This is a genomic window from Acidiluteibacter ferrifornacis, from assembly GCF_009909615.1.
In the GTDB taxonomy this organism is placed as follows: domain Bacteria; phylum Bacteroidota; class Bacteroidia; order Flavobacteriales_E; family Vicingaceae; genus Acidiluteibacter; species Acidiluteibacter ferrifornacis.
This window is the reverse complement of record NZ_WWNE01000009.1, coordinates 83,179-93,845: the sequence shown is the minus strand read 5'-3', so window position 1 is coordinate 93,845 and position 10,667 is coordinate 83,179. Positions and strand designations below refer to the sequence as shown.

10 protein-coding genes are annotated in these 10,667 nt (G+C 35.5%); 8 read left to right on the top strand and 2 right to left on the bottom strand.

The genetic code is table 11. The annotated features are described in order from the left end of the window. The coding region (locus tag GQN54_RS15620; RefSeq protein WP_160633749.1) for a T9SS type A sorting domain-containing protein at positions 1 to 86 on the top strand (86 nt) is incomplete at its 5' end. A gap of 107 nt (positions 87 to 193) precedes the next feature. Here GQN54_RS15620 and uvrA read toward each other — a convergent pair. Further along, the gene (gene uvrA, locus GQN54_RS11740) at positions 194 to 3,004 is read right to left on the bottom strand and encodes an excinuclease ABC subunit UvrA (RefSeq protein WP_160633745.1); all 2,811 of its coding nucleotides are present in this window, start codon (positions 3,002 to 3,004) and stop codon (positions 194 to 196) included. 205 nt (positions 3,005 to 3,209) lie between these two features. Between uvrA and GQN54_RS11735 the strand changes: the two genes are divergently transcribed. Together GQN54_RS11735 and GQN54_RS11730 are read left to right on the top strand one after the other, a co-directional pair. Then, a complete protein-coding gene (locus GQN54_RS11735; protein ID WP_160633744.1) occupies positions 3,210 to 3,794 on the top strand; it encodes a sigma-70 family RNA polymerase sigma factor in 585 nt (194 codons plus the stop codon). 66 nt (positions 3,795 to 3,860) lie between these two features. Continuing rightward, complete coding sequence (locus GQN54_RS11730) at positions 3,861 to 4,064, top strand: hypothetical protein (RefSeq protein ID WP_160633743.1); 204 nt, start codon at positions 3,861 to 3,863, stop codon at positions 4,062 to 4,064. A gap of 36 nt (positions 4,065 to 4,100) precedes the next feature. Here the strand turns inward: GQN54_RS11730 and nth are convergent, their stop codons facing one another. After that, positions 4,101 to 4,736 carry an endonuclease III gene (gene nth / locus GQN54_RS11725; protein WP_160633742.1) on the bottom strand — a complete coding sequence of 212 codons (636 nt, stop codon included), beginning with the start codon at positions 4,734 to 4,736 and terminating at the stop codon, positions 4,101 to 4,103. Positions 4,737 to 4,883: 147 nt separating this feature from the next. Between nth and bcp the strand changes: the two genes are divergently transcribed. The 5 genes from bcp to GQN54_RS11700 all read left to right on the top strand — a co-directional run bounded on the left by bcp (position 4,884) and on the right by GQN54_RS11700 (position 10,613). Continuing rightward, the gene (gene bcp, locus GQN54_RS11720) at positions 4,884 to 5,345 is read left to right on the top strand and encodes a thioredoxin-dependent thiol peroxidase (protein ID WP_160633741.1); all 462 of its coding nucleotides are present in this window, start codon (positions 4,884 to 4,886) and stop codon (positions 5,343 to 5,345) included. Positions 5,346 to 5,356: 11 nt separating this feature from the next. Next, the gene (recA, locus tag GQN54_RS11715; RefSeq protein WP_160633740.1) at positions 5,357 to 6,367 is read left to right on the top strand and encodes a recombinase RecA; all 1,011 of its coding nucleotides are present in this window, start codon (positions 5,357 to 5,359) and stop codon (positions 6,365 to 6,367) included. A gap of 185 nt (positions 6,368 to 6,552) precedes the next feature. After that, a complete protein-coding gene (locus tag GQN54_RS11710) occupies positions 6,553 to 7,623 on the top strand; it encodes a tetratricopeptide repeat protein (protein ID WP_160633739.1) in 1,071 nt (356 codons plus the stop codon). Then, on the top strand, positions 7,620 to 9,491 hold the full coding sequence (locus GQN54_RS11705) for an ABC-F family ATP-binding cassette domain-containing protein (protein ID WP_160633738.1): 1,872 nt from the start codon (positions 7,620 to 7,622) through the stop codon (positions 9,489 to 9,491). The genes GQN54_RS11710 and GQN54_RS11705 overlap by 4 nt, the downstream gene beginning before the upstream one ends. Positions 9,492 to 9,731: 240 nt before the next feature. Further along, positions 9,732 to 10,613, top strand: a complete 882-nt coding sequence (locus GQN54_RS11700; protein WP_160633737.1) for a restriction endonuclease — start codon at positions 9,732 to 9,734, stop codon at positions 10,611 to 10,613. The last annotated feature ends 54 nt before the right edge of the window (positions 10,614 to 10,667 follow it).

Sequence of the window (10,667 nt, the reverse complement as noted above, 5' to 3'; positions counted from 1 at the left end):
ATACTTCACAGTTTGAGAAAGGCGTTTACTTTGTAAGATTAGTAAATGGTACTTCAACTGTTACGAAAAAGTTAGTAGTGAACTAAAAGATAGCGTTCATTTAACTATAACAGCCAAAAGCCCCCAAGATTTAAATCTTGGGGGCTTTTACTTTTTTAGAGAATTTTACTTGAATCCGAAACTACAATTCTCTTTATGATTTTATATACCTTCCAGTCACAGATTCTTTGCTATTGGCAAGCTCTTTTGGAGTGCCTTCGAACAAAAGGTTTCCTCCATTTTTACCTCCTGAAGGTCCTAAGTCTATTACCCAGTCGGCACATTTAATCACATCTGGGTTATGTTCAATAATAATAAGAGAATGTCCTTGTTCAATTAACGCATTGAAAGCATATAACAGCTTATTAATGTCGTGGAAATGTAGTCCGGTTGTAGGTTCATCAAACAAGAAAATAGTTTTATTTTTCCGCTCTCCTTTTGCCAAATAATATGCTAATTTGATACGTTGAGCTTCTCCACCACTTAGTGTTGCTGATGATTGCCCAAGTTGAACATAACCAAGACCAACATCATACAGAGGGGTTAATTTGTCAATTACCTTTTTAACAGTCCTGTTTTTATCATCTAGTTGAAAGAATTCTATTGAATCTTCTATTGTCATTTCAAGAATGTCAGCAATGTTTTTACCATTGTATTTAATTTCCAAAATGTCTTCTTTGAATCGCTTTCCATTACACTCTTCGCATACCAAATGGATGTCTGCCATAAACTGCATTTCAATAGTTACTTCTCCTTCGCCTTGACATACATCGCATCGTCCTCCATCAATATTAAATGAGAAGTGCCCTGCTTTATATCCTCTACTTTTTGATAATGGAAGTCCTGCAAACAATGCCCTAATTTCATCATATGCCTTTACATAAGTAACCGGATTGCTCCTTGATGATTTTCCAATTGGGTTTTGATCAATAAATTCTATTTGACTAAATAGGTTTAGATTACCCTCTATTCCTGAGAAATCACCAGTTTTTTCAGCAACTCCTCCTTTTAACTTTTTTAAAGCTGGATAAAAAATAGATTTGATTAAAGTGGATTTTCCTGATCCACTGACACCTGTTACCACCACCATGCATTCTAATGGGATCTTAACATCAAACCCTTTCAAGTTATGTTGCTTTACTTTTTTTAGGGTTATCGACTCTTTCCATTTTCGAGTTTTTTCCGGAGTCTCTATCTTTTCTTTCCCGTTGATGTATTTAGCGGTCAAACTTTGGTTATCCGCTAACAATTCTTTTTGGTTGCCTTGAAAGATTAGTTCTCCACCGTGACTGCCTGCTAGAGGGCCTAGATCAATCACTTCATCTGCTGCCAATATTATTTCTTCATCGTGCTCAACGACTATCACTGTATTTCCTATATCTCTTAATGACTTTAAAATTACAATCAGTCGTTCTGTATCTTTCGGATGTAAGCCAATACTCGGTTCATCCAAAATATACATAGAGCCAACAAGACTGCTCCCAAGAGAGGTGGCGAGATTTATCCTCTGAGATTCTCCACCTGAGAGTGAAGCGGAATTTCGGTTGAGAGTCAAATAGCCTACACCAACATCATTAAGGTATTTGAGTCTATTTTTTATTTCTATCAATAATCGTTTTGCGATAGCAGCGTCATATTCGTTTAACTTAATGTCAGTAAAAAGTGGGTATAACTCATCTACTGGCATCACGACTAGGTCACTTAGAGAATGGCCATCAATTTTAACGTAATTCGTCGCTTCTTTTAATCTCCTCCCATCACATGCAGGACATTTCGTCTTTCCCCTATATCTTGCTAACATCACTCGATATTGAATCTTATAGGTTTTTTTTTCTAAATATTCAAAAAACGTGTCTAAGCCATTAAAATACTCATTTCCTTTCCAAAGTAATTGGTATTGAGATGGTGTTAACTCATCAATTGGTTTGTGTATTGGGAAGTCAAATTTCTCGGCATTATAAATCAACTGATCCTTCCATTCTGACATTTTTTCTCCAACCCATGGAGCAATAGCATTTTCATATACGGTTAGAGAAGGGTTTGGAATAACTAAATGTTCATCTACACCTATCACTTTACCATATCCATCGCACTTGGGGCAAGCACCAATGGGGTTGTTAAAACTAAAGAAATGAACACTAGGTTCCGTAAATGCCACTCCATCAGCTTCAAATCGATTAGAAAATTCATGCAACGTGAACGTTTTGTCAGAATTCTGAATCGCTAAAATGGCATTTCCTTCTCCCTCAAAAAAAGCAGTTTCGGTAGAATCTGCAATCCTACTAATGGTATCTTCATCGTTTTTGGCTATGAAGCGATCGATAACTAAATAAATGGGTTCTGATTTTGTTAAAGTGCTGATTTCTAAATTTTCGATTTTTAGAATGGTATCATTGACCAATAGACGGGTATATCCTTGTTGAAGGAGCAATTCAATTTGTTCTTGTTGAGTTCTTCCTTTTTTAATTAATAGTGGAGTTATGATTAACCCACGTGTTCCTTCTGTCAATTGTTGAAATAAATCAGTAACATCCTTTACGGTGTTTTTCTTGACTTCTTCACCCGAAATGGGAGAGAAGGTTCTACCGATTCGAGCATAAAGCAATTTTAGATAATCATAAATTTCAGTAACAGTGCCAACAGTAGACCGAGCGTTGGTACTATTCACTTTTTGCTCTATAGCTATTGCCGGTGCTACTCCTTTAATGTAGTCTACATCTGGTTTATTTACTTTTCCTAGAAACTGTCGTGCATATGAAGAAAGGCTTTCTACATATCTTCGTTGACCTTCTGCATATAAGGTATCAAATGCTAATGATGACTTTCCTGAACCAGATAGACCTGTAATAACAACTAGCTTATTTCTAGGGATAGCGACGTCTATATTTTTTAGATTATGCATTCGAGCCCCTTTGATAAGTATAAATTTTCTAGGGTCTAATTGGTCAAATTTTCGGGAGGACATGTATTACTTTATTTAGTAGAATAACAAAATTACTTTTCTTTTGTTAACTTTGTAGAATAAGAAAATTTTGAACATACACAATATGTGAGGTTTTCTTTCGTTACTAATAGAACCAACAAACCATTTAAACCCATATTGCCTATCGCATAAATTTTACTTTTTTAATCAATTATTTCTGTATTAACCAATTGAAAAAGTTAAATTTATGAATCTAGTTAAAGCCACAGATAGAGATTTAATAAGGCAGTATTTAGGAGGGAGTGAAGCGGCATTCGAAGTTTTACTTAAAAGACATCAAACTAAAGTATTTTCATATATTCTTTATACGGTAAAAGACGAAGATATCGCCAATGATATCTTTCAAGATACATTTATTAAAGTAGTGCGCACTCTAAAGCGTGGAAAGTATAATGAAGAAGGCAAATTCTTACCTTGGGTAAGTCGAATCGCCCACAACTTAATCATCGACCATTTTAGACGATTGAAAAAGATGCCAACCACTAGTGGTGGAGATGACTTCGATATTTTTGAAATTATTCCTTCAGATGAACAAAATGCTTCAGATAGTATTGAAAAAGCACAAAGTATGTCTGATGTTAAAGCATTGATTAAGCATTTACCCGACGACCAAAAAGAGGTGCTTATGATGCGTATGTATTTTGATATGAGTTTTAAAGAAATCGCTGAAAAAACTGGAGTAAGTATAAATACTGCTTTAGGGCGAATGCGTTACGCGTTGATTAATCTTCGGAAATTAATTAAGGAGAATAATATTATTTTAACAAATTAAAGACAGTTAACAATATTTCAATTTGTTTGGCGTTTGGTTTAGAAATAACCACAAAAAACAAAGCGAATGAGTAATAACACTACTTTTGATTTTAATGCATACTTGAGTGAAGAAAATAGAAGTTTAGAGGATTATATAGAAACTTCAGATAAAAAAATGATACAGAAACAACCCACTCAAAAATCGATAAATACTATTTTATCGTTCTCAAGAGCTCTTGAGGTGAAACAATCCAAATCAATTGGTTGGATGGAAAATTTGAATAATTAGTTAATAAAATAGGGAGAAGCGAAAGCCTCTCCTTTTTTATTGGCTTAAACTCTTTCTGCCTATTTTCGAGCATATTGGGCAGCGTTCAACTGAGTGGCCTCTTGCAGGACAATACTCCCTTCCAAAGAAAATAATCTGTAGGTGAAGCTTATTCCATAAGGACTTAGGGAACAATCTTTTGGCATCTTTTTCAGTTTGCATAACATTTTTACCATTCGTTAAGTTCCAACGATACATCAAGCGATGGATATGCGTATCTACCGGAAATGCAGGAACTCCAAATGCTTGTGACATCACTACAGAAGCCGTTTTATGTCCTACTCCAGGTAATTTTTCCAATTCCTCAAAAGATTTTGGAACTTCCCCAGCGTGATTTTCAATCAACATTTTTGATAAAACAGATATAGCTTTAGATTTTTGTGGAGATAAGCCACAAGGACGAATAATCGCCTTGATATCATCAACGTCTTGCTTCGCCATATCAAAAGGGTTATCTGCTAATTGCCAAAGGTGTGGTGTAACTTGATTAACTCTAACATCAGTGCATTGAGCAGAAAGCAAAACTGCTATTAGTAGGGTGTATGGATTATAATGATCTAAAGGAACTGGTACAGTTGGATATAATTCTTCTAACTTTTCTATAACAAAGGTTACTTTTTCTTGCTTGGTCATACTTCAATGATAAAAAACAAAAGTAGTGGAATAATGTTAGCTAAATAAAAACAAAAAAAATGAACATTATTTTTGGTGTTTTAAAATTAAAAAGTATTTTACTTTAGTTCAAAATGACGAAAAAATCGTCAAAATAACGATGAGAATATGAGCAAGTTGAAAGTTGGAGATAAAGTCCCTGAATTTCAAGGGAAAGACGAAAATGGAAATACAGTTAAGTCATCAGATTATAAAGGTAAAAAGTTGATCGTTTACTTTTATCCAAAAGATATGACACCGGGTTGTACCAATCAAGCTTGTAATTTGAGAGAGAATTATGAAAGTTTGAAAAGTAAAGGGTTTGAAATATTAGGAGTCAGTGCGGATAGTGAAGCTAGACATCAAAAGTTTATTGAAAAGTACAATTTGCCTTTTCAATTGATTGCGGATACAGAAAAGGAAGTAATCAATCAGTTTGGTGTTTGGGGACCTAAAAAATTTATGGGAAAAGAATATGAAGGAATTAACCGTACTACTTTTGTAATCGATGAAGAAGGTAAAATATTATCGATTATTGATAAAGTAAAAACAAAAGATCACACTCAACAAATTATAGACACATTAGTATAATAAGATAAAAAATGGCAAAAGCAGAAAAGGACGTACAAGATCAAAAATTAAAAGCGCTTCAATTAACGATTGATAAGTTGGAGAAAACATATGGTAAAGGGTCAATTATGAAAATGGGGGATCAAGCAGTTGAAGATATTGACTCCATACCGTCTGGTTCAATATCGCTTGACTTAGCATTGGGAGTTGGTGGTTTTCCAAGAGGTAGAATTGTAGAAATCTACGGCCCAGAATCTTCAGGTAAAACTACCCTAGCAATTCACGCCATAGCCGAAGTTCAGAAACAGGGAGGAATTGCTGCTTTTATTGATGCTGAGCATGCATTCGATAGAACTTATGCAGAAAACTTAGGAGTGGATACTGAGAATTTATTCATTTCACAGCCGGATAACGGTGAGCAGGCATTAGAGATTGCAGAGAATTTAATACGTTCTGGCGCAATTGATTTAATTGTAATTGATTCAGTTGCAGCTCTGACTCCTAAAGCGGAGATTGAAGGTGAGATGGGAGATTCAAGAATGGGGCTTCAAGCTAGGTTAATGTCTCAAGCACTGCGTAAATTGACCGGTACTATTAATAGGACAGGGTGTTGCTGTATATTTATTAACCAATTGAGAGAGAAAATTGGAGTAATGTTTGGAAACCCAGAAACGACAACAGGTGGTAATGCTTTGAAATTTTATTCTTCGGTAAGAATTGATATTCGAAGAAGTTCTCAAATTAAAAACGGAGAGGAGATATCAGGAAATAGAGTGAAGGTTAAAATAGTGAAGAACAAGATAGCTCCACCATTTAGAAAAGCGGAATTTGACATCATGTATGGAGAAGGAATTTCAAAAGTTGGGGAAATTATAGATTTAGGTGTTGATTTTGATATTATAAAGAAAAGTGGCAGTTGGTTTAGTTATGGAGAAACGAAGCTAGGACAAGGTCGTGATGCCGTGAAAATGTTAATTGCGGATAACCCTGAATTAATGGAAGAGCTTGAGAATAAAATCAAAGAGGCGATGCAAGCAGTGTAGAAATGTTGTTGTGTAAGCTGAATGAGATATTTTGAAAGTTAATCATCGATTGAGATTTTAGCGTTTACAAAACGTTAATAAGCGATAATGTGGTTAAACCTTATGGCAAATCAAAGAAGACGCGTTTAAAATATTTAATTTTATGCCCTGTTTAAATTTAAACAGGGCATTTTTAATTTTTACAGATGATGATTAAACAAACTATTTTATTTTGCACATTAGGGTTATTGGTCTGGGCATGTGGTGATGCTACAAGTGAAGCTCACAATCAGGCTGTTGTTGAACAAGAGGGGGTAGAAGGAGATCAAAAAGAAGTAGCCTTTAAGGAACGGTTGTCTATAGCAAATCAAGCCATTAAGTCAGATGTTAATAATGCTGAACTATATGCTGATAGAGCAGAATTGTTTTTAGAGGTCAGTGATTTGGCTGCTGCTTCTGCAGATTTAAAGCGAGCCTTAAGCTTAGATTCTAACAATTATAGAGTATATATCGTCTTGGGCGATTTACAAGCTGCTCAAGGTCAATTTGAGCCTACAAAATATGCATTTGAGATGGCCTATGCTAATGCCAAAACTAAGGAGGAGAGGGCTAAGGCTTACTTAAAAATTGGTGAAATTCATTATGTCATTCAAGACTATGACAAAGCTCTAGATTATGCAGACAAGTCATTAAGAGAGAATCAGTACGATGCAGACATATATTACTTAAAGGGTCTAATATTTTTCGCTCAAGGAAATGAAGAAAGAGCGATTAGTTCATGGCAAACTGCAGTTGAACAAGATCCTGAGCATGTTAAATCATATCTGCAGTTAGCATTGTTGTTCGGAGACAAAAATGATCCGCTTGTGATTGATTACACCAATAATATTTTATCTGTGGACTCTACCAATACTAATGCTTTGTATACTCAAGCGATGTATCAACAAGAGCATGATATGCTCAATGAAGCAATGGAGAATTATACGAAAATAATGAGGATAGAACCGTCGATGAGGGAGGCTCCATATAATATGGGGTACATTCACTTGGTTCATTTAAAATTGTATAATGAAGCGAAGAAGTATTTTGAAAAGGCAATAAAAATAGATCCTAGGTACTATGAAGCTTATTACAATTATGGCTACTGTTTTGAATTGTTAGGAGATATTCAGAATGCAGAGAAAATTTACAAAAAAGCGTTAGAAATTAAACCGGATTATACAGCTGCGGCCAATGGAATGACCCGGGTAACTGATTATAGAACCATCAACCAATGAATTATTTATCGGTAGAAGAATTGAGTAAAAGCTTTGGGGACAGAGTTTTGTTTGATAAAATTTCATTTGGGGTAGAGAAGGGGCAGAAGGTCGCTTTGATCGCAAAAAATGGAGCAGGAAAAACGACCTTTTTAAATTGTTTGACAGGGAAAGAACCTGTTAGTGAAGGTAGAATTGTTTGGCGGAATGACATTACAGTAGGTTACTTAAATCAAGAGCAAATTTTTGACTCCACTCATACTATTAACGAAGAAATATTTAAGGCTGATAATACCTTTATGCAGGCCATCAATTTCTATAATGATGCTGTAAATAATGGAGCTGATGCGGATACTTTTCAACAGGCCATGGATCGGATGGATAGTTTGCAGGCTTGGGATTACGAAGCCAAATTGAAGCAAATTTTAGGTTCACTACAGTTACATGATTTAGAGCAGCGAGTAAATACACTCTCTGGAGGGCAGAAGAAGCGATTGGCCTTGGCGAAAGTTCTGATCGAACAGCCGGAGTTTATCATTTTGGATGAGCCTACTAACCACTTGGACCTAGAAATGATAGAATGGTTAGAAAACTATTTGGCTACAGAAAACATGACACTGCTGATGGTGACGCACGACCGTTATTTCTTAGAGCGGGTTTGTGATTCCATCATCGAAATTGACAATGGACAGCTCTACTCCTATAAAGGTAGCTATGCGTATTATATCGAGAAGAAGCAAGAGCGAGAGTCGATTACGATGAGTGAAATTGAGAAAGCCAAAAACCTTTACAAAAAGGAATTGGAGTGGATGCGTAGAATGCCTCAAGCAAGAGCTACTAAGGCTAAATCTAGACAAGATGCCTTTTATGAGGTAGAAAAATCAGCGAAGAGAAGAATAAAGAAAGAAGAAGTAAAATTAGAAGTAGTGGGACAGCGAATGGGTGGAAAGATTTTGGAATTCCATCATTTGCGCAAGAGTTTTGGAGACAAAAAGATTGTAGAAGATTTCAATTATACCTTTAAACGTGGAGATCGTGTGGGTATCGTTGGGCCGAATGGAGTAGGGAAATCTTCTTTTATAAAATTGATTACTGGTGAGCTAGAAGCTGATGGTGGAAAAATTGTTCAGGGAGAAACCGTAGTTGTGGGGCATTATGCGCAGGATGGCATGCACTTGGATGAAGACAAGCGAATAATTGATGTGGTGAAAGACATTGCAGAAATTATTCCGTTGGCGAAAGGCCGAAAAATTACAGCATCTCAGTTTTTGGAGCGCTTTTTATTTCCTCCAAAGCAGCAGTATACTTACGTTTCTAAACTAAGTGGTGGAGAAAAGCGCCGATTGTATTTGTTGACGGTATTGATGGACAATCCAAACTTTTTGATTCTGGATGAGCCAACCAACGACTTGGACATTATGACGTTGAATGTTCTGGAAGATTTCTTGATGGAATTTGAAGGTTGCGTGATGGTGGTGACTCACGATAGATTCTTTATGGATAAGATTGTGGATCACTTATTCGTTTTTAAAGGCGATGGAATCATCAAAGATTTCAATGGAAAGTACACCGATTATAAAGAAGAAAGTAAACGAGAAGCCAAAGAAGCTGCTCAATTAGCAAAAGCTGAGCAAGTAAAAAAAGCGGCCCCCGTAGTTGAGAAAACGAAGGAGAAAAAGAAGCTGAGCTTCAATGAGCAGCGTGAATTTGACGGATTGGAAAAGTCGATGGCTGAATTGGAAAAGCGCAAAGCTGAAATCAACGAGTTGATGTTGTCAGGCATTTCTGATGCGGAAGAAATTACCAAACTATCTAAGGAATTGGCTGCTATCAACGATGATTTGGAAGAACAAGAAATGCGTTGGTTGGAATTGTCGGAGTTGGTTTAGGAAAATCATATTTGTTTATTTTTTTAGCGATTTATTAATGGTGGACTGTGTTCTATAGTTAACTCATTAATAGATAGGTTGTACGTGTCTATATTTCTCTTATCTTCGGGAGACTTAAGCTACAGGATGTTATCGGTTATTAATTTAAATGTTAGTTAGCGATGAGTGTAGCAGAACAGAGAAGAGAAACGAGATTATTGTGTTAAGTTTATTATTTGTGAATAATTAGAAAATAAAAAAATGGATATACCTAAATTCCACGAAACATTTATACCTATTTTGAAAGTACTTGAAAATGGGGACACTCTCCAAGCTAGAGAGATGTATCAAAAGGTTATTGAGCAATTCTACTCAGGGTTATCAAAAGAACAATTAGAGGAAAGTACAAAGAGCGGTGATAGATTAATTATAAACAGAATTGCTTGGGGTAAATCCTATTTAAAAAAAGGAGGTTATATAGAATTTCCCAAAAGAGGTTATGTTAGAATTACAGAAAAGGGGAAATCCCAGAGAGAATCTAGTCTTTCTTTAAAACAAGTTGAGAATTCTGAGAATTTCTTAGAATTCTATTCTGAAGAAAACTCAAAAACTGGTTCAACTCCAACTAAGATTTCAAATGCTTCACCACAAGATTTAATAGATGAGGGTTTCGATTCAATTGACCTTCAAGTAAAAGATGAATTACTTGAAAGATTAAAAATAATTGATCCATTTTATTTTGAAAAAGTAATTCTCATTCTTCTTAAGAAGATGGGCTATGGCGATTTTATTGAGACTGTAAAAACAGGGGACGGAGGTATAGATGGAATTATAAATGAAGATAAACTTGGGCTTGATAAGATATACATACAAGCCAAGCGATATGGTGAAAACAAAGTAAGGGAGAAGGATATTAGAAATTTTATTGGTGCAATGAGTGGTGATACTCAAAAGGGAGTTTTTGTAACAACTACCAACTTTGATGCAGGAGCAATAAAGAAAGCAAATGATGCTCATCATACGATAATATTAATTGACGGAATAAAACTAGTTGACTTAATGCATCAATTTAATGTAGGTGTTCAAGTAAAAACTGTTTACGAAGTAAAGGAATTAGATAATGACTTTTTTGATGGGGAATAATAATTCCCCGCTCCCCTTGCTCCCCACACTCCGCTGGGTTTGCAACCCTGCGGC

Coding starts and splice junctions, on each gene's coding strand:
- uvrA (WP_160633745.1), bottom strand. CDS start 3,004: ATGTCCTCCCGAAAATTTGACCAATTAGACCCTAGAAAATTTATACTT.
- GQN54_RS11735 (WP_160633744.1), top strand. CDS start 3,210: ATGAATCTAGTTAAAGCCACAGATAGAGATTTAATAAGGCAGTATTTA.
- GQN54_RS11730 (WP_160633743.1), top strand. CDS start 3,861: ATGAGTAATAACACTACTTTTGATTTTAATGCATACTTGAGTGAAGAA.
- nth (WP_160633742.1), bottom strand. CDS start 4,736: ATGACCAAGCAAGAAAAAGTAACCTTTGTTATAGAAAAGTTAGAAGAA.
- bcp (WP_160633741.1), top strand. CDS start 4,884: ATGAGCAAGTTGAAAGTTGGAGATAAAGTCCCTGAATTTCAAGGGAAA.
- recA (WP_160633740.1), top strand. CDS start 5,357: ATGGCAAAAGCAGAAAAGGACGTACAAGATCAAAAATTAAAAGCGCTT.
- GQN54_RS11710 (WP_160633739.1), top strand. CDS start 6,553: ATGATGATTAAACAAACTATTTTATTTTGCACATTAGGGTTATTGGTC.
- GQN54_RS11705 (WP_160633738.1), top strand. CDS start 7,620: ATGAATTATTTATCGGTAGAAGAATTGAGTAAAAGCTTTGGGGACAGA.
- GQN54_RS11700 (WP_160633737.1), top strand. CDS start 9,732: ATGGATATACCTAAATTCCACGAAACATTTATACCTATTTTGAAAGTA.